Annotated in this window: 13 protein-coding genes and 1 tRNA gene; 9 read left to right on the forward strand and 5 right to left on the reverse strand. The window is 62.7% G+C overall.

From position 1 onward, the window contains the following. Position 1 precedes the first annotated feature (1 nt). Complete coding sequence (locus BW995_RS19375) at positions 2-340, reverse strand: P-II family nitrogen regulator (protein ID WP_076402088.1); 339 nt, start codon at positions 338-340, stop codon at positions 2-4. Positions 341-869: 529 nt separating this feature from the next. On the opposite strand from BW995_RS19375, the gene BW995_RS19380 reads away from it, so the two are divergent. Continuing rightward, positions 870-2,492: a tetratricopeptide repeat protein gene (locus BW995_RS19380; protein ID WP_076402089.1), complete on the forward strand. Its 1,623-nt coding sequence runs from the start codon at positions 870-872 to the stop codon at positions 2,490-2,492. A gap of 102 nt (positions 2,493-2,594) precedes the next feature. On the opposite strand, the gene floR is transcribed toward BW995_RS19380, so the two are convergent. The 3 genes from floR to BW995_RS19395 all read right to left on the reverse strand — a co-directional run bounded on the left by floR (position 2,595) and on the right by BW995_RS19395 (position 6,311). Next, on the reverse strand, positions 2,595-3,809 hold the full coding sequence (floR, locus tag BW995_RS19385; RefSeq protein ID WP_076402090.1) for a chloramphenicol/florfenicol efflux MFS transporter FloR: 1,215 nt from the start codon (positions 3,807-3,809) through the stop codon (positions 2,595-2,597). 409 nt (positions 3,810-4,218) lie between these two features. Continuing rightward, positions 4,219-4,899 carry an RlmE family RNA methyltransferase gene (locus BW995_RS19390; protein WP_084195016.1) on the reverse strand — a complete coding sequence of 227 codons (681 nt, stop codon included), beginning with the start codon at positions 4,897-4,899 and terminating at the stop codon, positions 4,219-4,221. A 152-nt stretch (positions 4,900-5,051) separates the two neighbouring features. Continuing rightward, positions 5,052-6,311, reverse strand: coding sequence for a Ppx/GppA phosphatase family protein (locus BW995_RS19395; RefSeq protein ID WP_245821549.1), 1,260 nt, complete (start codon positions 6,309-6,311; stop codon positions 5,052-5,054). Between the two features lie 259 nt (positions 6,312-6,570). Between BW995_RS19395 and BW995_RS19400 the strand changes: the two genes are divergently transcribed. The 8 genes from BW995_RS19400 (at position 6,571) to BW995_RS19435 (ending at position 15,100) form a co-directional block, all read left to right on the forward strand. Further along, positions 6,571-6,644 (forward strand) — tRNA-Gln (locus tag BW995_RS19400). Between the two features lie 181 nt (positions 6,645-6,825). Then, entirely contained in the window at positions 6,826-8,130 is a 1,305-nt protein-coding gene (locus BW995_RS19405) for an NAD(P)/FAD-dependent oxidoreductase (RefSeq protein ID WP_076402091.1), read from the forward strand. A gap of 2 nt (positions 8,131-8,132) precedes the next feature. Continuing rightward, positions 8,133-8,633 (forward strand): L-2-amino-thiazoline-4-carboxylic acid hydrolase, encoded by a 501-nt coding sequence (locus tag BW995_RS19410; RefSeq protein WP_076402092.1) that lies wholly within the window; start codon positions 8,133-8,135, stop codon positions 8,631-8,633. Then, the gene (locus tag BW995_RS19415) at positions 8,630-9,829 is read left to right on the forward strand and encodes a M20 aminoacylase family protein (protein ID WP_076402093.1); all 1,200 of its coding nucleotides are present in this window, start codon (positions 8,630-8,632) and stop codon (positions 9,827-9,829) included. The genes BW995_RS19410 and BW995_RS19415 overlap by 4 nt, the downstream gene beginning before the upstream one ends. 155 nt (positions 9,830-9,984) lie before the next feature. After that, the gene (locus BW995_RS19420; RefSeq protein WP_076402094.1) at positions 9,985-11,592 is read left to right on the forward strand and encodes an ABC transporter substrate-binding protein; all 1,608 of its coding nucleotides are present in this window, start codon (positions 9,985-9,987) and stop codon (positions 11,590-11,592) included. Positions 11,593-11,666: 74 nt separating this feature from the next. After that, positions 11,667-12,647, forward strand: a complete 981-nt coding sequence (locus tag BW995_RS19425) for an ABC transporter permease (RefSeq protein ID WP_076402095.1) — start codon at positions 11,667-11,669, stop codon at positions 12,645-12,647. A gap of 3 nt (positions 12,648-12,650) precedes the next feature. After that, entirely contained in the window at positions 12,651-13,481 is an 831-nt protein-coding gene (locus tag BW995_RS19430; protein ID WP_076402096.1) for an ABC transporter permease, read from the forward strand. Beyond that, the gene (locus BW995_RS19435) at positions 13,478-15,100 is read left to right on the forward strand and encodes an ABC transporter ATP-binding protein (RefSeq protein ID WP_076402097.1); all 1,623 of its coding nucleotides are present in this window, start codon (positions 13,478-13,480) and stop codon (positions 15,098-15,100) included. Before BW995_RS19430 ends, BW995_RS19435 begins: the two co-directional genes overlap by 4 nt. Here the strand turns inward: BW995_RS19435 and BW995_RS19440 are convergent. After that, positions 15,097-15,546 carry an RrF2 family transcriptional regulator gene (locus BW995_RS19440; RefSeq protein ID WP_076402098.1) on the reverse strand — a complete coding sequence of 150 codons (450 nt, stop codon included), beginning with the start codon at positions 15,544-15,546 and terminating at the stop codon, positions 15,097-15,099. The genes BW995_RS19435 and BW995_RS19440 overlap by 4 nt on opposite strands. Between the last annotated feature and the right edge of the window lie 312 nt (positions 15,547-15,858).

Genomic DNA, 15,858 nt, shown 5'->3' on the forward strand with positions numbered 1-15,858 from the left:
CTTACAGGGCGTCGCCGTCGGTTTCGCCGGTGCGAATGCGCACAGCCTTGGCGATGTCGAACACGAACACCTTGCCATCACCGATCTTGTCGGTCTTGGCGGCGGCACAGATCGCTTCGACGACCTGATCGGCCATTTCGGCCTTCACCGCCACTTCGATTTTCACTTTCGGCAGGAAGCTGACCTGATACTCAGCGCCACGATAAATCTCGGTCTGCCCCTTCTGGCGACCAAAGCCCTTGACCTCGGAGACAGTCAGGCCCTGGATGCCAAGCGGCGTGAGCGCCTCGCGCACTTCGTCCAGCTTGAATGGTTTAATGATGGCCATGACGAGTTTCATGAATATACCCCTCGTTGTATAGAGCAAGCAGCCAGAAGAGCCGCAGGTCGGTCCTCGGCCTCCCATTCTCAAACGGCGTGCCAACTTTTATATAGTGTTGTTTATCATGGTATTAGGCGAAAAAAAGCCCTAAAGAATCCTCACTCGCGGGCGTTAATGCCCATTAAAACATCAAGCTGGCAAAGACCATGCTTATTTAATAAGCTCTCGCTGTACACCCTGGACCAGCGTGCGTTAAATCTGGCGCCACGGTACACGACAGTTTGAAAACAAGAGCGGGCTGCCGCCCGGACCTGCTCGGGGCCTGAGGCCCCGAACCCACATTTTTTTCTTGGACTATCAAATTAATGGGGTCTGGGGCCGACTGGCCCCAGCGAGGTGTGGAGCAACGCTCCATGATCTTGTTTTCTGTTTGTCGTATACTGTGATCTGACGCAGGCACGCTGGTCTAACTTTTTGATCTGTCGCAGTGAGCGCAAAACCGGTGCCCACTTTTGCGCTCACTGCTCTAGCCCGGACCCTGCCCGCCATGCTGCCTCCCCGCAATCCCTTTCTCCTCAAAGCCCTCGCCGCCTATCAGGACGAAAACCCGGCGCAGGCTGTGGAGTGGTGCGACTGGATTGCGGCAGACAGTCCAGAGGCCGCCTTTGCCGACCACTTGCGCGGGCAAGCCTTGCGCGCACTCGGTCAGCCGGACAAGGCTGCCGAGGCGCTGGTCAGCGCAGTTAAACGCACCCTTGGCAGCGGGCAGGATGGCGATGAGGTGCTGGCCGAACGCGTCCGCGACACCGCCGAGGCCCTGAGCGATGCCGGACAGGATGCCCGGGCGCTGGCGTTGCTGATGGATGTGCTGCCGCAGATTTCGGCCTCCCCGCTGCTGGCGTCCCTGTGGACGCAGACGGCCTGTCTGGCCATCCCGCAGCAAGACTGGACCAGCGCCGAACAGGCGGTGGCCCGGGCCATGGCGCTGGCGCCACAGGATCAGGCGGTGTGGACGGCCCTCGGCTCGCTGCGTCTGCGCCGCGATGACCCGGTCGGAGCGCTGGAGGCATTCGATCATGCCCTGACGCTGTTGCCGCCGTCAGCCGCAGCGCATCTGCAAACCGCCCTGCTGGCGGCGCGAGGGGCGGCACTGTTTGACTGTGGACGCTATCAACAGGCGCTCGACTGTTACAATCACGCCCTACCGCTGGTCCCTGATGATGCCTGGCTGCGCATGAACCGGGCCGCCGCCCTGCTGGTGCAGGGGGATTTTGCGGCGGGCTGGCACGATCTGGAGTTCCGTTGGCAAGTGCCGTCCTTTCAGCGTCGCTATCGAGTGCCAGAGGCTCCGCTGTGGGATGGGTGCCGCCACCCGGACGACACCCTGTTGGTGTGCAATGAACAGGCTTTCGGCGATGCCCTGATGATGGCCCGCTGCCTGCCGGAACTGGCCCGCCGGTTTGGCGGGCGGGTGGTGGTGGAATGCCATCCGCCCCTGCAACGCCTGTTCGCCACCCTGCCCGGCGTGGATGAGGTGTTCCCGCACGGCGGTCAAGCGCCAGAGTATCAGTGGCACTGCCCGCTGATGAGCCTGCCGCGCCTGCTGGAGATCACCGCCACGACGGTTCCCCCCGCCGCTTGCCTGACACCCCCCCCCCCCACCACCCGCATCCCGGCGGGTGACGGTCCGGCCATCGGCCTGAGCTGGGGCGGCCGCCCGCAGCCGCGCAACCGGTCAGTCCCGTTTGCCGACCTGTGGGCCACCGTCCGGCAGGCGACAGGCGCACACCCGGTGCGCTGGGTCTGCCTGCAAGCCGACGAACGACGGAAGGAGGCCAACGGCATCGACGGACTCTGGATGCCTCCGGCCCCGCAGGACTTCGCCGACAGCGCGGCAGTCATGGCGCAACTGGACTGGGTGATCAGTATCGACAGTGCGGTGCTGCATCTGGCCGGAGCCATCGGCACCCCTTGTGCCGCCCTGCTGCTGGCCGGGGCAGACTGGCGCTATGGCCTGCCCGTCCCCGCCGCCGCCTGCGGCAGTCCGTGGTACCCACAGATGCCGCTGTTCCGTCAGCCTGCGCTGGACGACTGGCCCGGCGCCCTGGCGGCGCTGGGCGAGTGGCTCAGACCAGTGTGCGCCCGGAATGACGCAGGCACACTGGCCTGACCTTTTGATTTGTCGTAGTGGCAGTGCGAAAAACGGGAACCGGTTTTCGCAAAAATAATGCGGTAGAACAAAAGGTTAGAGCAGATTGGCAATATACCTCGTTTAGTGCCATACGGCCTTTTCCGCAGGAATCCTGCGAAGCCGAAGCAGCACTAGCCCCGCCAATACCACCCCCGCCATCGTCGTCGCATACCAGATCACCGGCCAGGCCGAATCACCGTTCAACAGCGTTACGGCCAATGTACCAGCAACGCTGACAATCAAGCTTTGAATGCAGAAGTAGAACGCCACTGCCGATCCTGCGATATCATCGAAATGCGCAAGTGCGCCATTGGCGGTAACCGACACCGTAAAGACAATACCGACCGCCATGACCCACATCGGCAGGATGAAGGTGGAGAATGACGGTGAGCCCAAAAGTTCACCCATCCCCAACAGGATGGCCCCGCAAAGCAGCAACACCATTCCGCGCGCCACACATCCTGCGACACCCCATCGGGCAACAAGGGACCGCGAAAAACGGGTTGTCACAACCATGATCAACGCGACACTGGCGAAGGCCATACTGAATCCGGCCCCGGAGTGGTTCGCCCGGCCCATAAGCACGCGGGGAGCTGTCGAGAAGAAAACAAAGAACGTCCCCATACCAGCGCCAAAGGCCAGCGTATAAACCCAAAAGGCCAGGCTTGCGAAGATCGGTAAAACGGATCGACGCCTCCTTGCCTGATCCAGCGGGCGGGTTTCGCGCCATCGGAAGCCGGCATTCAGGAGAGCGGGCAACGCAAGTACGGCCAGCGTGATGAATATCGCCCGCCATCCAGCAAATTCGCTGATCAATGCTCCAGCGATGGGGCCAACGGCAGGGACGAAGGCCAGCACCGAACTCAAAAGCCCATAGATGACGACGCTCTCGGGCTGATCGGCATAAATGTCGCGAACCGTCGCGAATGTCGCCACCAGCATGGCCGACGCGCCAGCAGCCTGCAGCAAGCGAAAGACGACAAATACGGTGGCCGTTTCTGACCACGCGGCCCCAAGGGACGCGACGATAAAAATCATTCCCCCCACCAACAGAACAGGCCGCCTCCCGACGCGATCCGATACCGGCCCGAAAATCACCTGACCGACACCAAGCATCACCATGTAGAGGCTCAAGCTAAGCTGGACGATGGAAGGCGTCGTGTTCAGGACGGCGGGCATAACCGGAACGACGGGGAGATAAATATCCATCGCCAGTGAAGCGAGGATGTCGAAAGGGGCCATCAACAGCAATGCTGCCGACAGGGAACAGGCCCATGCAGGGCGCATAATGGTCATGACGAAACAACCGCTTGATGAGGGATATCAGGCGGCGTCTGCCCGTCAGCAATCAGATCGGGACTGGCTTGACAGAACGCCGCAACAACGCTGTGTGTTGTTGCGGCTTACCTATCTGCTGACTTGGCGTTCCCCATGCCGACACCTCCAGATGCGCCAGACCGGCTTTTGCAAAAAAATGTAGCAACACAACAGACTATAGAAGTGTGTCTGGTTCACGTCACAGCACACGGCAGTTTGGGAACCAGGACGTGGAGCGCTGCTCCACACCTCGCCGGGGCCTTGAGGCTCTAGACCCCACTCCTTTGAATTCAAAGAAAAAATGGGGGTTCAGAGGCATTGCCCCTCGAGCAATTCAGGCGACAGCCTGCACTGATTCTACCAACTGTCGTGCACTGTGGGTTGGCGTTTATGGCTCGCCGCCCTGATCTTCCGGCAGGCCCTTGAAGCCCTGCGCGATCACGTACAGTTCCGGCGACTCCTTGCGGCTGGCCGGCGGCTTGGCATGCTTGACCGAGGTACACATCGACTTCATCCGGTTCAGCAGCTCGCCTTCGGTGCCGCCCTGAAACACCTTGCAGACAAAGGTGCCACCGGGGGCCAGCACTTCCTCGGCAAACTGCCACGCCACTTCCAGCAGCGACATGATGCGCAGGTGATCGGTCTTCGGATGGCCGCTGGTCGGAGCGGCCATGTCGGACATCACCAGATCGGCCTTGCCGTTCAGCGCCGCCTTCAGCAGATCCGGGGCCTTGGGGTCAAGGAAGTCGAGGGTGATGCATTCCGCCCCCGGCACGGTGTCCCATTCCAGAATGTCGATGCCGACCACCTTGCCGGTACCACTTTCCGGTTTGACACGATCAACCGCCACCTGCGTCCAGCCACCGGGGGCCGCGCCAAGGTCAACCACCTTCATCCCCGCCCGCAGCAGGTCAAAGCGTTCATCGAGTTCGATCAGCTTGAACGCCGCGCGCGAGCGGAAGCCACGGGCGCGGGCCTCGGCGACATAGGGGTCGTTCAACTGACGGTGCAGCCAGCGGGTCGAGGACTTTTTACGGCCCCGGGCCGTCTTGACCCGCGTTTCAACCATGCGCACCGACGCCGACACCGCACCCCAGTTGTCGCCGCTATGCTTTACGGTTCCCTTGCCCTTGCCACTGCTGGCCGAGCTTTCCTTTGCCGGTTCCTTGCCCAGCAACACCGGACCATTGGTTACGCGGCCCGTCTTTCTTGGCGGTTTTGTCACACTACAGCCTTCCGGTTGGATACGTGGTCGCGGTGATCCCGGTGTGCTCTGGAATGATTTTGCGTCAGGGCCTGCCGTGCAGACGGCAAACCAATCAGATCCATCAGCATCCCTTCGCGCAGCCCCCGGTCTGCCACTGTCAACTGACCCATCGGCCAGAGGGTACAGATGGCTTCCAGAATGGCGCAGCCCGCCAGAACCAGATCGGCACGCTGAGGCCCGATACACGGGCTTTCGGCGCGCTGGCGGTGGCTCATGGCGGCCAGTCCCCGCGACAGCAGGGTAATATCATCAAAGCCCATCGAAATACCATCCACCAATGAGCGGTCATAGCGCGACAGCCCGAGGTGCAACCCGGCAAGGGTGGTGACGGTCCCCGAGGTGCCCAGCATCTGGGCCTGCACGGCCCCGGCCTGCTGGCCGATGTGGTCACTGATATGGTGGCGCAGCTCGAACGGCTGCAACAGGGTCTGCACATGATCGACCACGGTGCGATAGGTGCGCAGCGACAGGTCACCGCCGCCGCAATCCTCGGCCACCGTCATCACCCCCAGCGGCAGGGTGGTAAAGCCCTCGACGCAGGGAAACGGGCTGTCGGTCAGTTTCACCCACAACAGTTCGGTCGAGCCTCCGCCAATGTCAAACACCAGCGCATAGGGTTGCTGACGACTGAGCAGGCTGGCACAGCCCGCCAGCGCCAGCCGCGCTTCCTCGTGGGCGGAAATGCACTCAAGGCGCATGCCGGTCTCGCGGTACACCCGCTCCAGAAACTCCCGGCCATTGCTGGCCCGGCGACAGGCTTCGGTCGCCACCTTGCGCGAGGCGGTCACCCCGCGCCGCTCCATTTTCTCGGCACAGCGATAAAGGGCGTCAATGGTGCGGTCCTGCGCCGCCTGCGACAGTTCGCCGCTGCTACTCAGGCCTTCGCCCAGCCGGGTGATGCGCGAAAAGCTGTCGATCACCCGAAAGGTGCCCTCGGCTTCGGGGCGGGCAATCAGCATCCGGCAATTGTTGGTGCCCAGATCAATGGCGGCATAAACTTCCCCCGCCTCATGACCGGCATCCGGGTCGCCGGTGGCAACCGGCGGAACAACCGCAGCAGAAAGCGCAGGGCCAGAGAGTGCAAGGCCAGAGAGTGCAAGGCCAGAGCATGCATCGCCGTCGGCGCTGCCGCCAGCCGATGCCGCAGCATCAGCCGACGCACCCCGCCGCCGACTGCTTCCCTTGCGCCGCCCATGCCACCACCGCGTTGCCATTCCCGCTTCCCGACCTCTTGCATTGTCTCTTGAAAGGTATCCTTACCGCCATGTTACATCCAACCCGAAGCCGCCGCCAAGCCTTGCGCCAAAGTCCGGCGGCGGAGGTATCGAAAAAAAGATGACATTTTGAAAAAAAGTTCTTGCGCCCCCCAGGGCAGGGTGGTATCTAGTCGCTCACACGATGACGGCAACGAAACGCAAACAAATGCAACACGTTACCGAAATCGGCTGGCCCTGAAAAGATGCCGCATCTTGATGGGGGATAGTTTAATGGTAGAACTGCGGACTCTGACTCCGTTAGTCTTGGTTCGAATCCAGGTCCCCCAGCCAATAAAAACCCGCAGCGAGCGATGCTCCTGCGGGTTTTTCTTTTTTCTCCCCCATTTCCATCGCCACCGCCCCCCCCTCAGAAAGTGGGGTTGCCTATAAATCTATAAATATATAGCTTAATGGGGAATTGATATGCCAACAGCCAGTTTCCCCGGCTGACAGCCCCCCCCGGAGTTCCGTGATGTCTGTTCCCGCTCCCCTCTCTCCGCCGTCCCTGTGGGCTGCCACCGCCCCGTCGTTCCCCGCCTTTCCCGCACTGGACGGCCAGCACAGCGCCGATATCGTGGTGATCGGGGCCGGGTTTGCCGGGCTGTCCGCCGCCCTGCATGCCGCCGAAGCGGGTCGCAGCGTCATCCTGCTGGAAGCGGTCACCGTCGGCCATGGCGGAGCCGGGCGCAACAATGGTCAGGTGATCCCGTCGCTGACCCGAGCCGACCCCGCCGACCTGCGCAAGCGCTATGGCACCGAGCGCGGTAACCGCTTTGCCCGCCTGATCGCCGGGTCCGCGGCCTTTACTTTTGACCTGATCCGCCGCCATGGCATTCAGGCCGATGCTCAGCAAAACGGCTGGCTGCAACCGGCCCATTCCCCCGGACGGGCCACCATCGCGCGGCGACGCTTTGAACAGTGGGCCGAGGTTGGCGGCGATGTGGCCTATCTCGACGGCCAGCAGGTCGAACAGCAGACTGGAGCCACCGGCTATCACGCTGCCTGGTTGGCCCACAGCGGTGGTCACGTCAATCCGCTAGGACTGGCACGCGGGCTGGGTCAGGCGGCGGCACGGGCGGGAGCCAAGCTGTTCGAGCAGTCGCCGGTGCGCAGCGTGAGCCGTGACGGCGACGGCTGGCGGCTGACCACCCCCAGGGGATCGGTGCAGGCCGGTCAGGTGATCGTTGCCACCGATGCCTACAGCGACAGCCTGTTCCCGACCTTCCGCCGCTCGACCGTTGCGGTGCGCTTTTTCCAGTTGGCGACCTCGGTGCTGTCACCCGAGGTGCGCGCCGCCGTCCTGCCCAACGGCCACGCCCTGTCGGACACCCACGGCGACCTGTATTTCTTCCGCCCGACCGCCGATGGCCGTCTGGTCACTGGCGGCGCACTGGTTCTGCCACACAACTGGCAGGCCCGCCTGTCGCACAGTCTGGCACAGCGCCTGCAAACGGTTTTCCCGATTTTCGCCAAAACCGGGGTGCAGTTTGACTATCACTGGGATGGTCTGATCGGCTTTACCACCGACTTCCTGCCCCACCTGCACCAGTTGGCACCGGGCATCCTGTCGGTTGTCGGCTATAATGGCCGGGGCGTTGCCCTTGCCACCGCCTGCGGCAAGATGCTGGCCGAGGCCGCCCTCGGGCATGCCCCCGAAGACCTGGACCTGCCGCAATCGCCCATCGCCCCCATCCCCTTCCATGGGGCCATCGAAAAAGTCGCCACCCTCGAACTGCTGCGCTATCGCCTGCGCGACAGCCGGGACATAAAGGTGTGATCATGTCGGTATCGATTCTGGAACAGCGCCGCATCGAAGCGGCCTTTGCAAAAAAACTCTACGACGTCCTCGAAGACGATCTGGGCCGCGACGAAGCCCGCCGCCTGTTGGGCAAAGCGGTGATCGCCGCCGCCCGCCAGGCCGGCGCCGATTTTGCCGAGCGCGCGGGCGGCCCGACCGACCTGCTGGCCTTTGCCGATCTGATGAAGCTGTGGCAGCAGGATGACGCGCTGGCGATTGACTGGCTGCACGTTGCCCCCGACCAGCTTGATTTCAACGTCACCCGCTGCCGCTATGCCGAAAGCTATCGCGAGATGGGCGTCGAAGAGATCGGCGACCTGCTGTCGTGCAACCGTGATGGCGAATTCTGCGTCGGCTATGACCCGCGCATGCAGATGGAACGCACCCAGACGATCATGAAAGGGTCCAGCCACTGCAATTTCCGCTATCGCCTGATCACCCCCGACGAGTCCGCCTCGCACAACGGAGCCACCCCGGAATGAGCGTCTCCTCTCTCCTGACCCCGGATGCCCTTGCGGCCCTGACCCGCGAGATGCAGGGCTGGCGGCACCACCTGCACGCCCACCCGGAAACCGCCTTTGAAGAAGTCAAAACCGCGGCCTTTGTGGTCGAGCGCCTGCAAGCCTTTGGCGTCGACGAAATCCATCAGGGCATCGGCAAGACCGGCGTGGTCGGCATCATTCGCGGCCAGCAGGACGGGCCCTGGCTGGGCCTGCGCGCCGACATGGACGCGCTCGACCTGCACGAAGACAACGACTTTGCCCACCGCTCGCAGACGCCGGGCAAGATGCACGCCTGCGGCCATGACGGCCATACCGCCATGCTGCTGGGGGCGGCCTCGTTTCTGGCCCGCCACCGGACCTTCGCCGGAACGGTGGCACTGATCTTCCAGCCCGCCGAGGAAAATGAAGGCGGTGGCCGGGCGATGGTCGAAGACGGCCTGTTCGAGCGGTTCCCGATCGCAAGCGTCTATGGTCTGCACAACTGGCCGGGGCTGGACAGCGGGCATTTTGCCATCCGTCCCGGTCCGATGATGGCGTCCTACGACATTTTTGAAATCACCCTGAACGGCAAGGGCGCCCACGCCGCCATGCCGCATCTGGGCCGCGATGTGCTGGTGGCCTCGTCGGAACTGGTGCTGGCGTTGCAAACCATCGCCGCCCGCACCGTCAGCCCGCTGGATTCGGCGGTGGTCAGCGTCACCCAGATTCACGGCGGTGACACCTGGAACGTCCTGCCGCAGATCTCGGTGATCCGTGGCACGGTCCGCACCTTTGATCTGGCGGTGCAGGATCTGGTCGAACAGCGCCTGCGCGACATTGCGCAGGGCATCGCCGTCCTGCACGGCATCACCGCCACCGTCCGCTATGAACGGCGCTATCCGCCCACCATCAACGCGGCCGAACAGAGCCGAATCGCGGCGCAGGCGGCAACGGCGGTGGTCGGGGCCGAACGGGTCGATCTGGACCCGCGTCCGTCGATGGGGGCCGAAGACTTTGCTTTCCTGCAACAAGCCTGCCCCGGGGCTTATATCTGGCTGGGCGCTGGTCCGGGGCAGTCCGGCTGCATGCTGCACAACCCCGGCTATGACTTCAACGACGACATCCTTGGTGTAGGGGCCCGTTACTGGGTGCAATTGGTGCAGACCATCCTGCCGTTGCCCTCGACCGGGGCCTGATCCTTCCCGGCTGTTCGTGTCGCAAATACGTCGTCGCAGATGACCTCATCTGCTCGGGATTTGCGGCCCCCTGTTTCCCTGATTGCGCTGCCCTGACTGCGCCGAGCATCCCTCGGCGCAGAACGGGAGGTCTTTATCTTCTTGAGGGTTTTGCCATGTCTCTTTCCCGTCGCTCGCTGTTTGCCTCGGTGTCGGCGCTGGCCGCTGCCGCTGCCCTGCCCCGCTTTGCCTTTGCCGCCGATGCGGCGGCCATTGATGCCCCCAAAGCCGGTGGCGCGGTGTCGGTCCATCTGGCCGCCGAGCAGCGTATTCTGAACCCGGCCCTGCGCGCCTCGACCGGGGTCTATATCGTCACCAGCAAGATCATCGAATCACTGGTTGATCTTGGTGCGGACGGCAAGCCGGTGCCGGTACTGGCCACCAGTTGGGAGGCCGCCCCGGATGGCAAGACCATCACCTTCAAGCTGCGGGAAGGCGTCACCTGGCACGACGGCAAGCCGTTCACCTCGGCCGACGTGCAGTACAACGCGCTGGAGCTGTGGAAAAAGCACCTGAACTACGGCACCCAGTTGCACCTGTCTCTGGAAGCAGTCGATACCCCCGACGCCCACACCGCCATCTTCCGCTACAGCCGTCCGATGCCCGAAGGCCTGCTGCTGCGCGCGCTGGCCGATCTGGGCTATGTGGTGCCGCGCCACCTGTTCGAAGGCACCAATCCGCTGGAAAATCCGGCCAATACCGCGCCGATCGGCACCGGGCCGTTCCGCTTTGTCGAATATCAGCGCGGCCAGTACATCATCGCCGAGCGCAACCCGACCTACTGGCGCAAGGGCTTCCCCTATGCCGATCGCATCGTCTGGCGGGTGATTTCCGACAAGTCGGCCGCCGTCGCCGCACTGGAAACCGGGCAGGTGCAGCTATCGGCCTATAACCAGTTGGCGCTGGCCGATATTGACCGCCTGCGCAAGGACGCCCGCTTTGAAGTCTCGGCCCGTGGCAACGAAGCCAATGCCTTCAACAACACGCTGGAGTTCAACCACCGCCGCAAGGAACTGGCCGACGTGCAGGTGCGTCGCGCCATTGCCCATGCGATCGACGTTGATTTTTTTGCCGAGAATTTCCTGTACGGCACCGGCAAGCGGGCGACCGGCTTTATCCCGTCAAACTCGACCGCCTTTTACCCCGGTGGCAGCTTCCCCTACCCCTATGACACCAAGACGGCGGAAAAGCTGCTGGATCAGGCCGGATACAAGCGCGGCAGTGACGGCACCCGTTTCAGCCTGAAACTGCTGCTGGTGCCGAACGGCGAAGACGTCGGGCAGTTTGCCACCTTCATCCAGCAATCACTGGCCGATGTCGGCATCGCGGTGGAGATCGTTCAGCTCGACATGGCGGCGGCGCTGTCGACCATCTACAAGGAGTGGAACTTCGACCTCGCCACCGGCTGGCACCAGTATCGCGGCGACCCGGCAGTATCCACCACCGTCTGGTTCCGCTCGGGCAGCCCCAAGGGCTCGCCATGGACCAACCAGCACGGCTGGCAGTCCGACAGCATTGATACCCTGATCGACACCGCCGCCTCGGAAGTCGATCCGGTTAAGCGCCGGGCCCTGTATGCCCAACTGGTGGACGACATCAACCGCGACCTGCCGATCTGGTTTGCCACCGAACGCCAGTTCGTTTCGGTGACCAACAAGACCCTGAAAAACCACCACAACACCCCGCGCTGGCCGTCCAGCTCGTGGTACGACCTGTCGCTGTAATCATTCTGTGGCGACCCGATGCTCTGGCCCTGTTGCATCGAACGGGCCAGAGCATCCTTGTATCGGATGCCCTCATGCTTCTGCTCCGCTTTGCCCTGCAACGTCTGGCCATCAGTATCCCCAGCCTGCTGCTGATCCTGATCGGCGTCTTTATCCTGTTGCAATTCGCCCCCGGTGACACGGTCGATGCCCTGCTGGCCCAGATTGGCGGCGGTGACAGCACCCTTGCTGAACAGCTGCGGCAGTTCTATGGGCTGGATGCGCCGGTCACCGTCCAGCTTGGCCGCTATCTGTGGCGGCTGGCCCAGTTCGATCTGGGCTATTCAGCCATCTATGGCAAGCCGGTGGCCGAGGTCATCCTTGAACGCCTGCCGGTCACCCTGCTGCTAATGGTGTCATCCCTGCTGGTGGCGGTGGTCGGCGGCGTCCTGCTGGGGATCATCGCCGCCCGCAAGGTCAACCGCTGGCAGGATACCACCATCTCGACCCTGGCCTTGTTGTTCTATGCCACCCCGTCGTTCTGGCTGGGGGTGATGGCGGTGGTGCTGTTTTCCATCCATCTCGACTGGTTGCCCGCTGGCGGCCTCGAAGACATCGGCGGCGGTCTGCACGGCTGGCAACGGGCGGTTGACATCGCCCGTCACATGATTTTGCCGACCCTGACGCTGGGGCTGATCTTTCTGTCAGTCTATGTCCGCATCATGCGGGCGGCCATGCTGGAAGTCGCCACCCTCGATTTCGTGCGGACAGCCCGCGCCAAGGGCGTCAGCGAAAACCGCATCGTCACCCGTCATATCCTGCGCAACGCCCTGCTGCCGCTGGTGACCCTGATCGGCCTGCACGCCGGGACCATGCTGGGCGGATCAGTGATCGTCGAAAGCGTGTTCACCCTGCCCGGTCTGGGGCGGCTGGCCTATGACGCGGTGATGCAGCGCGACCTCAACACCCTGCTCGGCATCGTGTTCATCTCGGCCCTGCTGGTGATCGTAGTCAATTTTCTGGTCGATCTGCTGTATGCCCGCCTTGATCCCCGTATCCGAGCCAAAGGACACTGACCCATGCCGGTCCTGCGTCGTTATTGCCGTAATCCATCGGCCATGCTGGGTCTGGTGATCCTGCTGGCGGTGGTGGTTCTTGCCCTCAGCGCCGACCAGCTGTTTCCGCGCAATCCCCTTGCGCTGGCCGGTCGTCCGCTGCAATGGCCGTTTGCCTCGCCGCGCTTTTGGCTGGGGACTGACAATCAGGGGCGGGACATCGCCGCCCAGCTGTTCCATGGTGCCCGTATTTCCCTGCTGATTGGCGTGGTCGCCACCTCGATTGCCATTGCGCTGGGGATTCTGGTCGGGGCGGTGGCGGGCTATTATGGCGGTGTCGTGGACGAGGTGCTGATGCGCCTGACCGATGCCTTCCAGATTCTGCCCAATTTCCTGTTGCTGCTGTTGCTGATTGCCGTCTTTGGCTCGCGCCTTGAAACGGTGGTGATTGCCATCGGCGTTGTCTCCTGGCCCGCACCGGCCCGCCTGACCCGCGCCGAAGTCCTCAGCCTGCGCCACCGGGAATTTGTCGAAGCCGGTCGGCTGGCCGGATTGCGCGACCTGCGGCTGATCTTTGGGGAAATCCTGCCCAACGCCCTGCCGCCGGTGATTGTCTATGCCAGCGTGGTGATGGCCACCGCCATCCTGCTGGAAAGTGCCCTCGCCTTCCTCAACCTGTCCGATCCCAACGTCCCGTCCTGGGGCAATCTGGTCGGACAGGGCCGCGCCGTCCTGCGCTCGGAATGGTATGTCTGCGCCTTGCCCGGTATCGCAATCCTGTTGACCGTGCTGGGTGTTTCGCTGGCTGGACAGGGCCTGAACGATGCCCTTAACCCTCGACTGGATGAGCAATGAGTCCTCGGCTTGTTATCGACCACCTGTCGGTCGCCCTGCCGCGCGGTGCTGACCGGGCGCTGGCGTTGAATGATATCTCGCTCACCATTGCCCCCAACGAGATCCTGTGTCTGGTCGGGGAAAGCGGATCGGGCAAATCCACCGCCGGTCGGGCAATCATGCGCCTGCTGCCGCCGTCGGTGCGGATCAGTGCCGGGGCGATCACCCTTGACGGTGCCGACATTCTGGCCCTGTCGGACGCCGACATGCGCGCCGTTCGCGGGGCACGGATCGGGATGATCTTTCAGGAGCCGATGACCGCCCTCAATCCGTTGCGCACCATCGGCGACCAGATCGGCGAAGTGTTTGAAGTACACACCACCCTCAGCAAAGCCGAACGGCAGGCGCGGGTGCTGGACTTGCTGGCCGAAGTGCTGATCCCCGATCCGCAGGCCGCCGCCCGCGCCTATCCGCATCAGTTGTCCGGTGGGCAACGGCAGCGGGCGATGATTGCCATGGCGCTGGCGCTGGAACCCACGGTGCTGATTGCCGACGAACCGACCACCGCGCTGGATGTCACCACGCAAGCGCAAATCCTGAAGCTGATCCGCGACCTGCAACACCGGCATGGCACCGCCGTGCTGTTCATCACCCACGACTTTGGCGTGGTGGCCGAAATCGCCGACCGGGTGGCGGTGATGCAGTCGGGCCAGATCGTCGAACAAGGCCCGGCCAGTGACATTCTGAATCAGCCCACCCACCCTTACACCCAAAGCCTGATTGCTGCCGTGCCCTCCCTGCATCCGACCTCCCGCGCGGTGGTGGCCGGACCGGTGGCGCTGGCGGTCGAGGGGCTGGGCAAAACCTATGGCCGGAAAGGCTGGTTCGGCAGCGGTCGCGTCACCCATGCGGTGCGCGATGTGTCCTTTACCCTGCACCGGGGCAGCACGCTGGCGATCGTCGGCGAAAGCGGCTCCGGCAAATCAACCCTCGCCCGCTGTCTGGTGCGCCTGATTGATGCCGACCGTGGCAGCATTCAACTCGACGGGCAGGACATCCTCCCGCTGTCCCGCCGCGACTGGCAGCGCCACAGCCGGAAAATCCAGATGGTCTTTCAGGACCCCTTCGGCTCGCTCAACCCACGCCGGCGGGTCGGCGATCTGGTCGCACAGGGACAGGTGTTGCGCGGGACACCGCGCCCGGCGGCGCTGGAGAAAGCCCGAGACCTGTTCGCCCGCGTCGGACTGGACCCCGAAGCCATCAGCCGCTTCCCGCACGAATTTTCCGGTGGTCAACGCCAGCGGATCGGGCTGGCGCGGGCACTGGCGGTCAATCCTGAAATCCTGATTGCCGATGAACCGGTTTCGGCGCTGGATGTGTCGGTTCAGGCGCAGGTGCTGACCCTGCTGCATGATTTGCAGCAAGAGCTGGGGCTGACGGTGCTGTTCATCACCCACGACCTGCGGGTTGCGACCCAGATTGCCGATCAGGTGCTGGTGATGCACAACGGCGCGGTGGTCGAGGCCGGAGCCTGCGCCGAGGTTCTCAACAGGCCGCAGCACCCCTATACCCGGAGTCTGGTGCAAGCCATTCCGGGGCGGCACTGGACCCCGCCGGCGCTGTCTGCCGGGGTGGGTTAAATATCGTAAAACAGGGCGGCCTCCTTTGGCTGCCCCTTTGCCGCCATCTCCGCCAGGGTGTAGTTGTCCAGCACCGCCGCAATCGCGTCGCGGACTTCCCCCATCACCGCATGAAGGGCGCAGGTCGCCTCATCCCGGCAGTCATCACAGCGGCGATAGAACTTGCGCGAGACACAGGGCACCGGCGCCAGCGGCCCGTCAAGAGCCCGCACCAGATCGCCCACCCGGATATCTTTGGGCTTCACCGCCAGTGAATAACCGCCACCCTTGCCTTTTTTGCTGTTGAGGTAGCCGCTGTTTTTCAACTCGAGCAGGATCGCATCAAGGAATTTTTTCGGGATGGTTTCCGCTTCGGCGATATCCTGAATGACCACCACAGACTGATCCTGCTGCCGAGCCAGATAAATCATGGCTTTCAAACCATACTTGGCCTTGCTGGATAACATGGGGTCGCTCCTTGGACTATCGGCAACAGACAGAAATCGCCAATGACATAATACGGACAGGTTACGTCATAAAGCATTATTAAACCGTAGAAATCAGTATATTTGAAAAAATCTCCATACATTTTTGATTTTTAATCGAAAAATAACACCTATATTTTGCCAACCGATCAAAAACCCTGAATTTTTGCATGGTATACACATAAAATCTCTTTTCCCCGAATCACCATCCCGCACAGTGCCTTGGTGGATGGATGTGTGTACGTTTGGTGAAATTCACTGCATTTACGGATTACGTCCTTCTTTTCCACTACA

It is taken from the genome of Insolitispirillum peregrinum (assembly GCF_900156605.1).
Taxonomy (GTDB): domain Bacteria; phylum Pseudomonadota; class Alphaproteobacteria; order Rhodospirillales; family Rhodospirillaceae; genus Insolitispirillum; species Insolitispirillum peregrinum.

Coding starts and splice junctions, on each gene's coding strand:
- BW995_RS19375 (WP_076402088.1), bottom strand. CDS start 340: ATGAAACTCGTCATGGCCATCATTAAACCATTCAAGCTGGACGAAGTG.
- BW995_RS19380 (WP_076402089.1), top strand. CDS start 870: ATGCTGCCTCCCCGCAATCCCTTTCTCCTCAAAGCCCTCGCCGCCTAT.
- floR (WP_076402090.1), bottom strand. CDS start 3,809: ATGACCATTATGCGCCCTGCATGGGCCTGTTCCCTGTCGGCAGCATTG.
- BW995_RS19390 (WP_084195016.1), bottom strand. CDS start 4,899: ATGGTTGAAACGCGGGTCAAGACGGCCCGGGGCCGTAAAAAGTCCTCG.
- BW995_RS19395 (WP_245821549.1), bottom strand. CDS start 6,311: ATGGCAACGCGGTGGTGGCATGGGCGGCGCAAGGGAAGCAGTCGGCGG.
- BW995_RS19405 (WP_076402091.1), top strand. CDS start 6,826: ATGTCTGTTCCCGCTCCCCTCTCTCCGCCGTCCCTGTGGGCTGCCACC.
- BW995_RS19410 (WP_076402092.1), top strand. CDS start 8,133: ATGTCGGTATCGATTCTGGAACAGCGCCGCATCGAAGCGGCCTTTGCA.
- BW995_RS19415 (WP_076402093.1), top strand. CDS start 8,630: ATGAGCGTCTCCTCTCTCCTGACCCCGGATGCCCTTGCGGCCCTGACC.
- BW995_RS19420 (WP_076402094.1), top strand. CDS start 9,985: ATGTCTCTTTCCCGTCGCTCGCTGTTTGCCTCGGTGTCGGCGCTGGCC.
- BW995_RS19425 (WP_076402095.1), top strand. CDS start 11,667: ATGCTTCTGCTCCGCTTTGCCCTGCAACGTCTGGCCATCAGTATCCCC.
- BW995_RS19430 (WP_076402096.1), top strand. CDS start 12,651: ATGCCGGTCCTGCGTCGTTATTGCCGTAATCCATCGGCCATGCTGGGT.
- BW995_RS19435 (WP_076402097.1), top strand. CDS start 13,478: ATGAGTCCTCGGCTTGTTATCGACCACCTGTCGGTCGCCCTGCCGCGC.
- BW995_RS19440 (WP_076402098.1), bottom strand. CDS start 15,546: ATGTTATCCAGCAAGGCCAAGTATGGTTTGAAAGCCATGATTTATCTG.